Source organism: Massilia sp. LjRoot122, from assembly GCF_964252725.1.
Taxonomy (GTDB): Bacteria; Pseudomonadota; Gammaproteobacteria; order Burkholderiales; family Burkholderiaceae_D; genus Telluria.
Genome location: NZ_CAXUPB020000001.1, coordinates 5,099,534 through 5,114,803 on the forward strand (window position 1 = coordinate 5,099,534; position 15,270 = coordinate 5,114,803).

The 15,270-nt window shown below is 65.6% G+C and carries 14 protein-coding genes and 1 tRNA gene; 4 read left to right on the forward strand and 11 right to left on the reverse strand.

Going from position 1 to position 15,270, the window contains the following annotated elements:
• Positions 1–32: 32 nt before the first annotated feature.
• Positions 33–2,012, forward strand: a complete 1,980-nt coding sequence (locus ACSQ25_RS22450) for a cation:proton antiporter domain-containing protein (protein WP_436107858.1) — start codon at positions 33–35, stop codon at positions 2,010–2,012.
• A gap of 110 nt (positions 2,013–2,122) precedes the next feature.
• Here ACSQ25_RS22450 and ACSQ25_RS22455 read toward each other — a convergent pair whose 3' ends face one another.
• The 4 genes from ACSQ25_RS22455 to ychF all read right to left on the reverse strand — a co-directional run bounded on the left by ACSQ25_RS22455 (position 2,123) and on the right by ychF (position 6,399).
• A complete protein-coding gene (locus ACSQ25_RS22455) occupies positions 2,123–3,241 on the reverse strand; it encodes a DUF484 family protein (protein WP_436107859.1) in 1,119 nt (372 codons plus the stop codon).
• A gap of 110 nt (positions 3,242–3,351) precedes the next feature.
• Positions 3,352–4,197 (reverse strand): MOSC domain-containing protein, encoded by an 846-nt coding sequence (locus ACSQ25_RS22460; RefSeq protein WP_436107860.1) that lies wholly within the window; start codon positions 4,195–4,197, stop codon positions 3,352–3,354.
• Positions 4,198–4,229: 32 nt separating this feature from the next.
• Complete coding sequence (gene bla / locus ACSQ25_RS22465; protein WP_436107861.1) at positions 4,230–5,135, reverse strand: subclass B3 metallo-beta-lactamase; 906 nt, start codon at positions 5,133–5,135, stop codon at positions 4,230–4,232.
• A gap of 172 nt (positions 5,136–5,307) precedes the next feature.
• The gene (ychF, locus tag ACSQ25_RS22470) at positions 5,308–6,399 is read right to left on the reverse strand and encodes a redox-regulated ATPase YchF (protein ID WP_436107862.1); all 1,092 of its coding nucleotides are present in this window, start codon (positions 6,397–6,399) and stop codon (positions 5,308–5,310) included.
• A gap of 227 nt (positions 6,400–6,626) precedes the next feature.
• Between ychF and ACSQ25_RS22475 the strand changes: the two genes are divergently transcribed.
• Positions 6,627–7,232 carry a YdcF family protein gene (locus ACSQ25_RS22475; protein WP_436107863.1) on the forward strand — a complete coding sequence of 202 codons (606 nt, stop codon included), beginning with the start codon at positions 6,627–6,629 and terminating at the stop codon, positions 7,230–7,232.
• Positions 7,229–7,912 (forward strand): transglycosylase domain-containing protein, encoded by a 684-nt coding sequence (locus ACSQ25_RS22480; protein WP_436107864.1) that lies wholly within the window; start codon positions 7,229–7,231, stop codon positions 7,910–7,912. The genes ACSQ25_RS22475 and ACSQ25_RS22480 overlap by 4 nt, the downstream gene beginning before the upstream one ends.
• 21 nt (positions 7,913–7,933) lie before the next feature.
• On the opposite strand, the gene ACSQ25_RS22485 is transcribed toward ACSQ25_RS22480, so the two are convergent.
• Positions 7,934–9,028, reverse strand: coding sequence for a patatin-like phospholipase family protein (locus tag ACSQ25_RS22485; protein ID WP_436107865.1), 1,095 nt, complete (start codon positions 9,026–9,028; stop codon positions 7,934–7,936).
• 98 nt (positions 9,029–9,126) lie between these two features.
• Between ACSQ25_RS22485 and ACSQ25_RS22490 the strand changes: the two genes are divergently transcribed.
• On the forward strand, positions 9,127–10,968 hold the full coding sequence (locus tag ACSQ25_RS22490) for a DUF3857 domain-containing transglutaminase family protein (RefSeq protein WP_436107866.1): 1,842 nt from the start codon (positions 9,127–9,129) through the stop codon (positions 10,966–10,968).
• Positions 10,969–10,972: 4 nt separating this feature from the next.
• On the opposite strand, the gene pth is transcribed toward ACSQ25_RS22490, so the two are convergent.
• From pth to ACSQ25_RS22520, 6 genes are all read right to left on the reverse strand, one after another.
• Positions 10,973–11,557 (reverse strand): aminoacyl-tRNA hydrolase, encoded by a 585-nt coding sequence (pth, locus tag ACSQ25_RS22495; RefSeq protein WP_436107867.1) that lies wholly within the window; start codon positions 11,555–11,557, stop codon positions 10,973–10,975.
• 175 nt (positions 11,558–11,732) lie between these two features.
• Positions 11,733–12,320, reverse strand: coding sequence for a 50S ribosomal protein L25/general stress protein Ctc (locus ACSQ25_RS22500; protein ID WP_436107868.1), 588 nt, complete (start codon positions 12,318–12,320; stop codon positions 11,733–11,735).
• Between the two features lie 199 nt (positions 12,321–12,519).
• Positions 12,520–13,470: a ribose-phosphate pyrophosphokinase gene (locus ACSQ25_RS22505; RefSeq protein ID WP_436107869.1), complete on the reverse strand. Its 951-nt coding sequence runs from the start codon at positions 13,468–13,470 to the stop codon at positions 12,520–12,522.
• Positions 13,471–13,612: 142 nt separating this feature from the next.
• Positions 13,613–13,689: transfer RNA gene (locus ACSQ25_RS22510), tRNA-Gln, on the reverse strand.
• A gap of 67 nt (positions 13,690–13,756) precedes the next feature.
• The gene (ispE, locus tag ACSQ25_RS22515) at positions 13,757–14,656 is read right to left on the reverse strand and encodes a 4-(cytidine 5'-diphospho)-2-C-methyl-D-erythritol kinase (RefSeq protein WP_436107870.1); all 900 of its coding nucleotides are present in this window, start codon (positions 14,654–14,656) and stop codon (positions 13,757–13,759) included.
• Positions 14,657–14,663: 7 nt separating this feature from the next.
• Positions 14,664–15,260, reverse strand: coding sequence for an outer membrane lipoprotein LolB (locus ACSQ25_RS22520; protein WP_436107871.1), 597 nt, complete (start codon positions 15,258–15,260; stop codon positions 14,664–14,666).
• Between the last annotated feature and the right edge of the window lie 10 nt (positions 15,261–15,270).

The following is a 15,270-nucleotide window of genomic DNA, read 5'->3' on the forward strand; positions in this document are numbered from 1 at the left end:
CTACAACGATAACGAAAAAACAACTGGGGATAATGCATTCCGGACTTGAACTGACCCTGCTCCTGCTGGGCTGCGCCGTGCTCGGCGTGGTCGCCTTCCGGATGCTTCACCTCCCGCCGATGCTCGGCTATCTGGCCGCCGGCGTATTGATCGGTCCCCATGCGCTAGCCCTTGCCGACGAAAGCCCGGCCACCCATGCGCTGGCCGAGTTCGGCATTGTGTTCCTGATGTTTTCCATCGGACTCGAATTCTCCCTGGCCCAGCTCAAATCGATGCGGCGCATCGTATTCGGGCTGGGTATGGCTCAAGTCGTATTGACAATCCTGGCCGCCATGGTGTTCGGCCTGTTCATTTCCTGGTGGGCCCCTGCCCTGCACGTAAGCTGGCAGGCCGCGTTCGCCCTGGGCGGGGCGCTGGCCATGTCGTCGACCGCGATCGTGGTCAAGATGCTGACCGAGCGCCTGGAACTGGAAAGCGAACACGGACGGCGCATCATCGGCATCCTGCTGTTCCAGGATCTGGCGGTGGTGCCGCTCCTGATCCTCATCCCCTCGCTGGCGCGGCCGGCCGAGGAACTGGCGATCACGCTCGGCTGGGCGGCGCTGAAGGCCGCCTTCGTGCTGGCCCTGCTCCTGAAGTTCGGCCAGAAGCTGATGCGCAACTGGTTCACCATCGTCGCCAAGCGCCGCTCGCAGGAGCTGTTCATGCTCAACCTGCTCTTGGTGACGCTCGGCCTGGCCTGGGTCACCGAGCAGGCTGGCCTGTCGCTGGCGCTGGGGGCCTTCGTGGCCGGCATGCTGATTTCCGAGACCCAGTACAAGCACCAGGTGGAAGAAGACATCAAGCCCTTCCGCGACGTGCTGCTCGGGCTATTCTTCATCACGGTCGGCATGCTGCTCAACCTCGGGCTGGTGCTGGAGCACTGGTGGCTGGTGCTGGCGCTGGTGATCTTCCCGGTGCTGCTCAAGTTCGCCATCATCGCGGCCCTCGCCAAGGCCTTCGGCTCGAGCGACGGCGTGGCGATGCGCACCGGCCTGGCACTGGCGCAGGCGGGCGAATTCGGTTTCGTGCTGCTGAACCTGGCCATGGGTTCGAAGCTGGTCGATCCCTTCCTTCTACAACTGGTGCTGGCCTCGATGGTGCTGTCGATGCTGGTCGCGCCCTTCGTCATCGACAACATGGACCGCGTCGTGATGAAGCTCTCCTCCAACGAATGGATGATGCAGTCGCTGCAGCTGACCCAGATCGCCAGCCGCGCCATGAAGACCCAGAAGCACGTGATCATCGCCGGCTTCGGGCGCAGCGGCCAGAGCCTGGCGACCTTGCTGACCGAAGAGAAGCTGCCCTGGTACGCGCTCGACCTGGACCCGGAGCGGGTGCAGGAAGCGCAGTCGGCCGGCGCCAGTGTGTCCTACGGCGACGCGGCGCGGCGCGAAAGCCTGATCGCGGCCGGCATCAACCGCGCCAGCGCCCTGGTGATCACCTTCGCCGACACCCGCCTGGCGCTCAAGGTGCTGCACCTGGTACACGAGCTGGCGCCGAACCTGGCCGTCATCGTGCGCAGCCACGACGACAGCGACCTCGATGTGCTCAAAAAAGCCGGCGCCACCGAGGTGGTGCCGGAAGCGCTGGAGAGCAGCCTGATGCTGGCCTCGCATGCACTGGTGACGATGGGCGTGCCGCTGCGCCGCGTGGTGCACCGCGTGCAGGCGGCGCGCGACGAGCGCTACGCCTCGCTGCGCGGCTACTTCCACGGCGCGAGCGACGTCTCGGACGACCTGGAACACACCTACGTGCGCCTGCATTCGGTGACGCTGCATAGCGGCGCCATCGGCATCGGCAAGCGCATCGGGGAGCTGGCGCTGGAGGAAGTGGGCGCCGAGGTGACGACCGTTCGGCGCAATGGACAGAGCCTGGGCTTCGATCCGGAGACGATCCTGCTGGCGGGCGATGTGCTGGTGCTGCGCGGCGAAGGCGAAGCGGTCAGCCGCGCCGAAAGCCGGTTGCTCTGATCTTCGTAGGGTGGACGGGTCTCCCGTCCGCGCGTTCAGATCACGTATGAATTGACGCGTTACGCTTCCATTGGCGACGGTTGAACGCGCGGACGGCGAAGCCGTCCACCCTACGACAGCGAAACCACGCGATTGCGGCCCTTGGCCTTGGCCTGATACAGCGCCGTATCCGCCTGCGCCACCAGATCCTGGGCCACGCCCTCGATCGCATGGTCGCGCTCGAAATCGTCGAGCGTCGCCACCCCGATCGACACCGTCACGGAGACTTGCTCGCCCGTGCTCAGGTCGACCGGGTTCAGGGCCACGCTGTTACGGATGCGCTGCGCCACCATGCTGGCGCTTTCCAGGTCGGCATCGATCAGCAGCACCACGAATTCCTCGCCGCCGAAGCGTCCCAGCGCGTCCGAGATGCGCAGTTCGGCCTTGATGCGTTGCGCCACCTCGCGCAGCACGTCGTCGCCGCCCTGGTGGCCGACGCTGTCGTTGACCTGCTTGAAGTGATCGATGTCGATGTACATGCAGGAGATGCGGTAACCCTGGCGGCGCGCCCGCGCGATCTCTTCCACCAGGCGGCGGTCGATGTAGCGGCGGTTGTAGACGCCGGTGAGCGAATCGGTCAGTCCGATAAACTTGAGCATCTCATTGCTGATCACGTTCTCGAGGCAGATCGCGACGATCGATCCCATGTGCTCGATGAAATCGGTGCCGAGGGCCGGGGTGAAACGGTTCGGGTCCGAGCTGCCCAGGTTCAGGCTACCGATCAGGCGCGTATTGCGCAGCAGCGGCACCAGGGCCACGCTCTGCAGGCCCTTGGGCGGATGCGGGAACATCGCGCCATGGCGCGACGGTGCATACGGCCCCAGCACCGCACGCGGAGGCCGTCCCTCCGCCGCCTTGAACCCGAGTTCGTCCGCCTGCTCGCAGAACAGCAGGTTGGGCAGCTCTTCGTAGTCGACGCCCAGCTTGTGCATGACGGTGTAGATGTCGGCGTCCGGGTCCACCAGCGCCAGGGTCACGGTGTCCAGCTCGGAGATGAGCGGCAGCGTGCCGAAGATGGTTGACACCAGTTCCTGGAACGAGCCGGCGCCCACGATCTGCAGGTCGAAGGCCTGGTGGCGGGTCATGATCGAGTGGTTGCGCTCGGCCTGCTCGAGCAAGTACGCCATGCGGGAACGCAGGGTTTCGTTCTCCAGCATCAGTTCTCGCGTCTGCGCGTCCGGCTCGTGCATTGAAAATTCCTTTCAGCAATAACCGTAACATTACGCCATCTTTACAGGCTTGCAAACGAAAAATCGCCCAAGGTGGGCGATTTAGCGACACTCAGGCTGCATACCGGGGCTCAAAATGCGATGGCGGTTTCCAGTTGTTGGCCGACATACAGGGAGCTTCCCGCGCCCGTCGTGACGATGCAGTTCATGCCCATGCAGACGGCGCCTTCCATGCGCGGGTTGGCGCGGTAGGACTGCAGGATGTCGAGCGGATCCGGGCCAGGAATGCCGGTGGCCTGGTCGATGGCCGGGATCGGGCAGCGCGCGCAGGGTTTCACTGGACGCAGCGCCAGGCCGTCGGCCGCGAAGGATTCGACGTAGTCTTCCTCGAAGGCTTCGAGGCCGTCGACCACCAGGTTCGGGCGGAAGCGGTTCATCGGCAGCGGCGCGCGGCCGGCTGCTTGTAATCTTGCGTTGAGATCGTCGAGCGAGGCCTGGCCGATGACCAGGATCGGGTAGCCGTCAGCGAAACGGGTTTCGGCGGGCGCGCCGCCGGTCCACTTGGTGCTGGTAGGACGGTGCACGTCGGGGCGGAAGCGCACCAGGCGGCAAGGCCCTTGAATGGCGTCGGCGAACCAGGCAGAGGCGGCGTCGCCGCAGTCGGCGGCGTCCACGCTGTGGTCCCAGATCTGGACATGCATGCTGCGCGCGGCGGCGTCGTGCGCCAGCGGCAGGCGCAGCGGCGGCATGCCGGGGGCCGTCACCTCGACGGCGTCGCCATCGATCCGCGGGCTGACCAGCGCCATGCGCGGGTACTCGCGCTGGGTCAGGAACTGGCCCTCATGGGTGACCAGCATCCACTCGCGGTCGTGCACGCCCTCGGCCACCAGGCCCGAGACGTGGAACTGCGCCTCGGGAACGGAAATCGCGGCGCAGGACTTGATCGGGTAGATGAGGAGTTCGGTAACGGTGGCCATACTAAGAGTATGGCAGGGATTGCCCTGCCCTGTCAGCCGCCGGCAGCCGCCTTGGCCTTCTCCTCGCGCTCGCGCTGCAGGCGCGCCTCGAGGGTCTTGCCCGCGCCCGCGGCCAGCTTGCGGCAACCGTCCGGATCGATGAAGGGGTTCGATTGTGCGGACTTGCGCGCCGCCTTGCCGAAGGCGTCGGTGGCGGACGGATGGGCGGCGATCACGATGTCGCACTTCAGGCCGGCGATCCTGTCGATGGTCTTGCGGAAGCTGGCGGAGCGGTCCGGGTAGCCGGGGCCGCCGCTGTAGTGGAAGCCGTCGGTGGACACCGGGGTCAGGCTGTCGGCATAGACCATGTCGAGGCACTTGCCGGCTTCGCAGGACTGCCAGGCCCAGGTGGTGCCGCCGGGCGTGTGGCCGGGGGTGTAGTGGACGGTGAAGCGCAGCGGGCCAACCGCCAGGGTTTCGCCGTCCGCGACTTCCTGCACCTGCGCGACCTTGGGGATATAGGCGCGTTCCTTCGGGTCGTATTGCGGGTCGTCCGTGCCCGGCGTGCCGTCGCGCAGCACCTGGGCGCCGTGCGGGCTGTGGGCGACCGTGGCGCCGCTGGCCTTCTGCAGCGCGGCGATGCCGCCGGCGTGGTCGAAGTGGGCGTGCGAGTTCAGGATCAGCTTCACGTCCTTCATCTTGAAGCCGAGGGACTCGATGTTCTTCTGGATCAGGGGGGCGGACTGCGGCAGCGCGCCGTCGAGCAGGACGTGGCCCTGGGGGCCTGTGACCAGGATGGCGGACAGGCCGGCGGTGCCGACGTACCAGGTGTTGCCGTGGACGTTGAAGGGCGCCACCGGCTTGTTCCACTCGGCGCAGGAACCGCAGTTGATCGCATCCTGCGCTAGCGCGCCGTTCGCGGCCAGCAGGAGGGCGGCAGTGACCAGGCTTGTTTTCATGATTCGCTCGCTTGTAGGGGTGTTGGGGAACGGCTTGCTCGAGCTAGTTAAGCATGGAAGATGCGGCCGGAAAAGTACTGTGGGACGAACTGGCGCCGATGCGGGACGAACTGGAACTCATAACGAAAAGCCCCGCTCGATGGCGGGGCTTTTCAGTCAGGCGCTTGGCAGCTTAGACGTTGAACAGGAAGTTCAGCACATCCCCATCCTTGACGATGTATTCCTTACCCTCGGCGCGCATCTTGCCCGCTTCCTTGGCGCCGGCTTCACCCTTGTAGGCGATGTAGTCGTCGTATGCAATGGTCTGGGCGCGGATGAAGCCGCGTTCGAAGTCGGTGTGGATCACGCCGGCTGCCTGCGGGGCGGTGGCGCCGACTTTGACGGTCCAGGCACGCACTTCCTTCACGCCGGCGGTGAAATAGGTCTGCAGGCCGAGCAGGTTGTAGGCGGCGCGGATCAGGCGGTCCAGGCCCGGCTCTTCCATGCCCATGTCGGCCAGGAAGTCCTTCTTGTCGGCGTCGTCCATCTCGGCGATTTCCGATTCGATGGCGGCGGAAATCGCCACGATCGGCGCGTTCTGCTTCTTGGCGAACTCGGTCAGCTGGTCCAGCAGCGGGTTGTTGGTGAAACCGGTGTCGGACACGTTGGCCACGTACATCGCCGGCTTCGCGGTGATCAGGTGCAGTTCGCGGATCATGGCCCGCTCGTCGGCGTCCAGGCCCATGGTGCGCACCGGCTGGCCTTCGTTCAGGTGCGGCAGCATGCGTTCGCAGAGCGCGACCAGCTTGGCGGCGTCCTTGTCGCCCGAACGCGCTTTCTTGTTCTCGCGGTGGATCGCCTTCTCGACGGCGCCCAGGTCGGCCAGCGCCAGCTCGGTCTGGATCACTTCGATGTCGTCGATCGGGCTGACCTTGCCGGAGACGTGCACGACGTTGTCGTCTTCGAAGCAGCGCACCACGTTGACGATGGCGTCGGTCTCGCGAATGTGCGACAGGAACTGGTTGCCCAGGCCCTCGCCCTTCGACGCGCCGGCCACCAGGCCCGCGATGTCGACGAATTCGACGATGGCCGGCACGATGCGCTCAGGCTTGACGATCTCGGCCAGCGCCTGCATGCGCGGATCCGGCACCTCGACCACGCCGACGTTCGGCTCGATGGTGCAGAACGGGTAGTTCTCGGCCGGGATGCCGGCCTTGGTCAGGGCGTTGAACAGGGTGGACTTGCCGACGTTCGGCAGGCCGACGATGCCGCATTGGAGGCTCATGGGAATTCTTTCTCTCGTGTAGATGCGGAGCGGAAGAAGCCCGGCTCCAAAACCCCACATTGTAACCGGGGACGCTGTGGGTTGCCGAAAAAAACGGCGCAACACGGACGCGACGTTGCAGGATGGCGCTGCTTGCCGGCCATTCAAGGTGAATAGACTGGGGATCCGATGTTTTCCGACAAAGAGTTATTGATAAGATAGCCGATCCGACGCTCTTCCAAGGCACCATGCTCCAGCACGAGTACCAGCGCATCGCCGACTACGTGATGCCGCCCTTCCCGCCCTGCCCTTCCGACCTCGGCTTCCTGTTCGGGACGCGCCACGGTGTCGCGCAGTTTTGCGAGACCGCGCACGCGCTCTGGCGCGACGGCATGTTCCAGCGCCTGCTCGTATCGGGCGGGAAGACCGGCGGCCAGCCCAGGGCCGAAGCCGACATCATCGGCGAGCGCCTGGTGAAACTCGGCATGCCCGCGTCGGCACTGATCCTTGAAACCGCCGCGACCAATACCGGTGAAAACGTCCGCTTCGGGCGCGCCAGGGTGGCTGAGACGATGGATTTGGCTGCCGTGCGCAGCGTCGTGCTCATCGGGAAGGTATGTTCGACGCGGCGCTATCTGATGACCCTGCAGCGGCACTGGCCCGGCCTGCGCATGTCTGTCGCACCAGTCAATTATTTCGGCGTACCGGCCGAGCGCTGGCATGAGCACGAGGAGTTCCGTCGCCGCGTGCTGGGCGAATTCGGCAAGATTCCCGGCTACCTGGCGCAGGGATTTTTGCAGGAAATCGAAGGCTGCACGCCCTATCCATCGCCAGCGGCGCCGGAGGGCCGGTGAAGCGCCTGCGCCGCGTCGCCCTCCTCGTGCCGGCCGTCCTGCTGGCCTACCTGGCGCTGGCCGCTGTCTGGGCCTGGACGTCCTTCGACGATGCGCTCGCATCAGCACCGGCAGGCGAGCAGGTCGAGCTCTCCGCCAGGCAGGCCGCGATCCTGGTGCGGGTCGAAGACCCGAGCTTCTACGATCACGCCGGCCTGAGCATCGCATCCGGCCAGGGCGTCGCCACCATTTCGTCAGCGCTTGCGCGCGAGGTCTTCCTTGGCGAGGGTCGGATCGGGGGCATGCGCGGCGCCGTCCAGGCCTTCTACCGCGGGGTCTTCGACTGCTGCAAACGGATCGATCTTGGCCGTGACGTGATGGCCCTGGTGCTGGACGCCAGGATGTCCAAGCGCGAGCAGCTGGCGCGCTACACGGCGTCGGTCTACATGGGCACACATGCGGGGAAGCAGGTGAAGGGCTTGGCGCAGGCGGCGCGCAATTATCTCGGCAAACCGCTTGCGGCGGCGAGCGAGGAAGAGTTCATCCGGCTGGCGGCGATGATCAAGGCGCCCAATCACTATCACCCTGTGTGCAACCCGGAAGCGCTCGCACAACGCGCCGCCCGCATCCGCGCCCTGTTGTCCGGGCAATGCGAACCGGACGGCTGGTTCGATACCGACTTCAGGACTTGCCCGGCCTGACAAGCAGCTTCAATCCAGTGTTCAGATCGGCTTGACCAGGGACAGGTCCGGTTTCTCCACGAAGGCCGCCAACTCGTCACGCAGGCGCTGCCCTTCCCCGATCGCGCGCTGCCAGTTGCGGACGCGCTCGTCATGATCGAGGCCGTAGAACTTGAAGTCGGCCCGGTCCGGCAGCTTGGCACGCGGCAGCGTGCGCAGGAATTCATCGGACGGTGAGACGATCAGCACGTTGTCGAGCCAGCCTCGGTGGGCGCGCGCCGCGCGGCGCCACGGGAAACCCTTGTCGAGCCAGCCCGGCACGATGTGCTGGGTGAAATGCGGGTAGAGCACCAGGTCGCCTTTTGCCTCCCCCGCTGCCCGCGCATACGGCAGGGCCAGGTGGTAATCGATGAGGCCGCCATCCCAGTAGCTGCCCGGCGGCAGGTCTTCGATGCCCGTGACCGGCTTCATGATGAGCGGCAGCGTGCCCGAAGCCAGCAGGCCGGCGGCAAGATTCTTGCGCGTGAGCGTGGAGAAGTGGGTGGTGAAGGCATCGAAGCGCTCGCGCAGCCACGGCGCCTGGGCACGGGCGTCGCCGATCACGACACGTTCCATGCAGCGGCCGAGCCAGGCGCGCGAGCAGGCGTTATGCAGCGCCGCCGTCGCAAAACCGCGCAGCTCGGCCCGCGGATGCCCCGGTGCGGCGAGGCCGCCTTTGCCGCGGACGGCCAGCAGGTGCAGGCGGTGGTGCGGATGGCTCACGATGTCGTCCTCGTGGCCGCGCACGAATTCACCGAGCAGTCCCTGCACGACCTTGTCGATCTCGTGCTGGGTCGGCTTGCGGCTGGTGTAGCGCTGGCCCGCATACAGTTCGCCCAGGCGTGCGAATGCCTTGGCCGGGTCGCGCTGGCAGGCGGCGGCCATGCGCCAGGCGCCGATCGAGGAACCGATGAGCACGCGCTCGCGCGGCGCACTGGGGAGCCATTCGCCGAAGGTCCACTGGTCGAGCGCCTGGAAGATCAGCCCCTTGGGACCGCCGGCTGCGGCCGGCACGATGGCGATGTCCTGGGCGCGCAAGCCCTGCGCGCCGATCTGGGCCAGGGCCAGCGGCCCGGCGTGGAATGTAAGTGCCTTCATGGCGCGAAATTATCGCAGGAAGGAGGCGCTTGTGCTGGCTCAAGGGTGGCTGCGGGGTGCTGCGTAACATGGGTCGATCGCTTTCGTGGAGCTTGCCCATGCCCTTCCGACTTGCATTGTGTCTGTTGCTGTTGCTCGCCTGCGGCCGGCTGGTGGCGGCCGACAGCGGCACCGACCATTCGGTGGTGATCGAGCGCCACTGGCAGCATTTCACGGTCGATGCCGATGGCGCCTACACGCTCGAGGTCGAACTGGTAAAGCGCATTGCCAGTCCCGCCGCGCTCGCACGGCAAGCCGAACAGGCCGTCAGCTTCAACGGTTCGCTCGACCGGGTCGTGGCCATCGAGGCCTGGACCACCAAACCCGATGGGCGGCGCGTGCCGGTCGCCCCGCAGCAGATCCGCGACCAGCACGAAACCGCCTCCCTCGATGCGCCGATGTTCCAGGATACGCGCCTGAAAGTCGTCATCTTTCCCGACGTCGCAGTGGGCGATACGCTCAGCCTGCGCTACACCGTGCGCCGCCACACGCCGCTGTTCCCCGGCCAGTTCGAAGACTTCACGGTGCCCGGCTTCTTCCGCCACAAGGATTTCCGGCTGAGCTACGACCTGCCCGCCTCGATGACGCTGCATGCGGACGCTGCCGGCTTCGTGCCGGTGGCCGGCGCGAGTCCGCCCGGCCGCCGCCGTCATGGCTGGCGCTATGTCGACGGCGACAACGAACGCATCGAACAGGGGTCGGTGAGCTACCTCGACTATGGCCGGCGGCTGGCGGTCTCGACCTTTCCGGACTATGCGGCCTTCGCCCGTGCCTATCACGCGCGCTCGGCCACGGCGGCAGTGCCCGACGATGCCATTGCCAGGCTCGCGGCCCGGCTCACGCAGGGACTGGACGACCCGCGTGCACGGGCGATCGCGCTGTCGGACTGGGTAAGGCACAACATCCGCTATGTCGCGGTCTACCTCGGACCGGGCGGCGTGGTGCCGCATCCTGCTTCCTCGGTGCTGGCGAACCGCTACGGCGACTGCAAGGACCACGTCGTATTGTTACAGGCCCTGCTGGCGGCGGCCGGCATCCCGTCCAGCGCCGCGCTGGTCAACGGCGACGATGCCTACCGCCTGCCCGTGGTGCCGACGCTGGGCGTGCTGAACCACGTGATCGTCTACCTGCCGCAGCTGCAACTCTTCCTCGACCCGACCGCCGGAACGGTCGCGGGCGGTTTCCTGCCGCCTGCCCTGCTCGGCAAACCAGTGGTGCTGGCCGATTCCGGCCAGTTCGCCGTGACGCCCGCCTTTCAAGCGGCACACAGCCGCACTGCGACCCGCTTCGACATCGCTCGCGACGGTAGCAGCCGCTTCCACGTCAGGCGCAGCAACGGTGGCGCCATGGCCGAACCCACCCGCCAGGTCATCCGCGCCACGCCGCAGGCCGAGCGCGACGGTTTTGTGCGGCGCATGCTGGCCGGACTCGGGCAAACCGGTGATGGGCTGCTCGAGCCGGGCGACGCGCTAACCGACGACTACACGCTGGCCTTCTCGGGCGCGACCGACGGTTTCGTCCGGCTGCCGGGGCCGGTGGCCCTGGCCACGACCTACAATTTCTGGGGCGGGCTGGGCGATGCGGTATTCGAACTCGGGCGCGAGCCGGAGCGGCGCCAGGAATTCGTCTGCCCCGCCATCGATGCCGAGGACGAGCTGCGCTATGCGCTGCCGCCGCGCACCCGCGTGCTGGCCTTGCCCAAGGGGGTGGTGGTGGATGACGGCAGCTTCTTCTACCGCTCGCAGTATGCGCGGCAGGGAGATGCGGTGGTGGTGAAGCGCCGCCTGCAGTTCCGGCATACGGCGGCCACCTGCACGCCAGAGGATTACCGCCGGATGCGGCCGGCGCTGGAGCGCATGATGGGCGACCTGCGTGGGCAGGTGGTCGTGCAGGGACGCTAGCGCCTCAGGCGCTGTGCAACTGCATCATCGCCACGTCCATCTTGCCCTCGCAGGCAAGCGGGATGATGCGCAGGGCCTTGTCGATCGATTCCTCGATCAGGGTCTGCTCTTCGCGGCGCGGGCGGTGCAGCACGAAGTCGGCCACGCCCTGCTGCAGGTTGAGGCTGCGCGGATGGCCGATGCCGAGGCGCAGGCGCCAGTAGTCCTGGGTGCCGAGCGCCGAGGTGATGTCCTTCAGTCCGTTGTGCCCGCCCGAAGAGCCGCCCTTTTTCAGCTTGGCTACGCCCGGCAGTATGTCGAGTTCGTCATGCACGACCAGCACCTCGTCCGGATTGACCTTGTAGAAACGCGCCAGCGCGCCGACCGACTGCCCGGAACGGTTCATATAGGTCAGCGGCTCCAGCAGCCAGACTTCATTGCCTGCGATCCGGGTCTTCGCCACCATGGCATTGAAGCGCGATTCGCGCTGCAGGCGGCAGCCCGGCAGCGAATTTGCGAGATTGTCGACCAGCCAGAAGCCGGCATTGTGGCGGGTTTGTTCGTATTCCGGGCCCGGGTTGCCGAGGCCGACGATCAGACGGATGGACATGCTCTGTCTACTTTGATTCTGGGAAAAACAGGATTATCGCTGAAAACCGCAGCCCCACGTGCCGGTGATGCGCACGAGCTTTGTGGGGCGGCGTTTGCCAACAAAAAACCCGCCGGGCTGGGCCACGGCGGGTTTCGTTTCCGACGGGCCGCCGCAGCGGCCCGACAGAAGGGTATTACTCGGCAGCTGCTTCAGCCGACGCTGCGCCACGCGGGATCGACGAGGTGACGATGGTCAGGTTCTGGCCGTGGGTCAGCGCGGTCACGCCTTCCGGCAGGGTCAGGTCGTTCACGTGGATCGACTGGCCGGCTTCCAGCTTGCTCAGGTCGACTTCGATGAACTCCGGCAGTTTGCCCGGCAGGCAAGCCACTTCCAGTTCGTTCGCAACGTGCGAGATGACAGCGCTGCTCAGCTTGACGGCTGGCGAGATCTCGGCGTTGATGAAGTGCAGGGTGACCTTGGTGTGGATCGGCTTCGATGCGTCGACGCGTTGGAAGTCAGCGTGCAGGACCAGTTGCTTGTATGCGTGCATCTGGAAGTCGCGCAGCAGGACTTGCTGGGTCTTGCCTTCGATTTCGAGGTCCAGGACCGAACCGTGGAAAGCTTCTTTCTTGAGCGCGTGGTACAGGGCGTTGCCGTCCAGGGCGATCAGTTCCGGGGTAGCAGCGCCACCGTAGATGATGCCTGGGGTCTGGCCAGCCTTGCGCAGGCGGCGGCTCGCTCCGGTCCCCTGCTGAGTGCGGTTGAATGCGACTACTTTCATGTGATACTCCAAAAATAAATGGGTCCGAATGCCGGAGCACATGCTCCAACCCGGTAACCCAGTGGTGACCGCCCCCGCGACCAGGGGCAATCGTGAACAAGCGCCAGAATGCGCGCTCAAGAATGCGGGAAACCCAAGATGTTACAACGGCGCGCCGGCTATGTCAGCCGGCGCGCCGCGAAAAACGGTGTGTTGTTGCTTATTCGGCGAACAGCGAGATGACCGAGTCACCCTTCACGATCCGCTTGAAGGTCTCGGCCAGCAGCGGTGCGCTGGTCAGCTGGCGGATCTTGCTGCAGGCGGCGCCGGCTGCGCTCAGCGGGATCGTGTCGGTGACGACCAGCTCGTCGAGCGGCGAATTCTGGATGCGGTCGATGGCCGGACCCGACAGGACTGGGTGCGTGCAGTAGGCGACGACTTTCTTGGCGCCGCGCTCTTTCAGCACTTCGGCGGCCTTGCACAGCGTGCCGGCGGTGTCGACCATGTCGTCCATGATCACGCAGTTGCGGCCTTCGACTTCACCGATGATGTTCATGACTTCCGACACGTTCGCCTTCGGGCGGCGCTTGTCGATGATCGCCAGGTCGCAGCCGAGGCGCTTGGCCAGCGCACGGGCGCGCACCACGCCGCCGACGTCCGGCGACACGACCAGCAGGTCGTCGTAGTTGCGCTTCTGCAGGTCACCCAGCAGGATCGGCGATGCGTAGATGTTGTCGACCGGGATGTCGAAGAAGCCCTGGATCTGGTCGGCGTGCAGGTCCATGATCAGGACGCGCTCGACGCCGGCTTCTTCCAGCATGTTGGCGACGACCTTGGCCGAGATCGCGACACGTGCCGAGCGCGGGCGGCGGTCCTGGCGGGCGTAGCCGAAGTAGGGAATAGCGGCGGTGATGCGGCCGGCCGATGCGCGCTTGAGCGCGTCAACCATCAGGATGATTTCCATCAGGTTGTCATTGGTCGGTGCGCAGGTCGATTGCAGGACGAAGACATCCTTGCCGCGCACGTTCTCGTTGATCTCGACCATGACTTCGCCGTCCGAGAATTTCGAAACGACTGCTTTGCCGAGTGGAATGCCGAGGTTCTTAGCGACCCCCTCTGCCAGTGCCGGATTGGCGTTGCCGGTAAAAACCATCAGGTTTTCGTAAGCCATGGAGGAAGTCCCAAGAGTATGAAGTTGAATCTGGAAAAACAATCAGCCGGATGTACCGGCTGATTAGCTTGTGGATGCAGGCGGAACGCTACACCGCTGTTTATCCCGCCGGAGGCATCCGCTTCGACGGCCGGGAAAACTTTGGCAGGGGAACAAGGATTCGAACCTTGGTATGCCGGAATCAAAATCCGGTGCCTTAACCAGCTTGGCGATTCCCCTACACGACTGAACTGCTTGCCGTTACATTCTGCGTATTTTAACGCCTAACGTCGCGACAGGCAAAATTTTATTCCATAACTGCTTGATTTTGCAAGAGCGATTTCATCGGGTGACTCACCAGCGAATGCGCTTTCCATGCTTTCCAGTGGCTTGGCACCTGTGCCAGGACCTGGTCCGCTTCACGCTCGCCGGAGAAGGCACAGAACACACATGCCCCCGAGCCAGTCATCCTGGCATCGCCGTAGTTGCCCAACCATGCCACCGCCTCTGCTACCGGCGGGAACAGGCGTTCAGCCACGTCCTGCAAATCATTTTTCCCGAAGCCTAACTGCTTGCCTGAAACAGCGAGGCTGCTGGAAAAGTCCGCTATTGTAACGGGCTTAGTGTCCCGCGTCAAATCGGTTGCAGAAAAAATTGCCGGGGTCGGTACGGCCACGCCCGGCTCAACCACCACATACCAGCAATCCGGACCGGGCACGGCCTGCAGGGCCTCGCCCACGCCCTCGGCAAACGCGGTCTCGCCGAACAGGAAGAAGGGGATGTCGGCGCCGAGCGGCAAGCCGAGATCCATCAGTTCCTGTTGGGTCAAACCAGCCTGCCACAGGTGGTTGGCCGCCATCAGCGTGGTGGCGGCGTCCGAGGAACCGCCGCCCAGTCCGCCACCCATGGGCAGGATCTTCTCGATCGCGACCTCGATGCCCGGCGGCACGCGTCCATGGCGGCGCGCGTACTCCGCCTGGAGCAAGCGCAGCGCGCGCACGATCAGGTCCTGGTCTTGCGGTACGCCCGGCACGTCCGTGCTGCGCAAGATCTGGTCATCGTCGCGCAGGTCGAAATGCAGGGTGTCGCCGTGGTCGATCAGCTGGAAAACGCTTTGCAGAAGGTGGTAGCCGTCGGCACGGCGGCCGACCACGTGCAGGAACAGGTTGAGCTTGGCCGGAGCCGGGCAATGGTGCAGCGAACGCATGAAATCCTCAGCCCTGCCCTGCCGGATCGATGACGATGCGAATCGCCAGCTCCTGGATGTCCCCTGCCGCGGCGCGCTCGGCGTGGATCACGCGCGGCGCCGGCTGGGCGGCGTTCGGGTCTTGCCACTCGACGAAGCGCAGGCGCCAGCCGTCGCGCGTGGTCACGGTATTGTTTGCCGGCGAGGCGGCGAAGCGCTGTCCCTGCGCGTCCACGGCATAGCCCTGCAGCCAGTCGCGCAAGCCGGCCACCGGCAGCGGCCAGCCGAGCGTGCGCTGGGTCAGCGTGTCGATATCGGCTTCGCTCACCGGCGCGCGGCCGGCCTGGGTCAGGGTGGCGGACTGCGGCGTGACTTCGATGGTGGCGATCGTCTGGCCCAGCGGATTGGCCAGCGTGACGTCCACGCGGCCCGGGCGCTGCGTCCAGTCGTAATTGCCGGTCAGGGATTCCTGCTTGCCATCCTTCTGGTAGTTGACGGACAGGCGGCCGCTCAGGTCGATGCTGTCGCGGTAGCCGGCGACGGTCGCGACATTGGTGCTGGTGGTGGCGCAGCCGGCCAGGACGGCAGCGCAGGCAAGGAGGGTCAGGCGTCGGGAAATCGGCATCGGCTTCAGC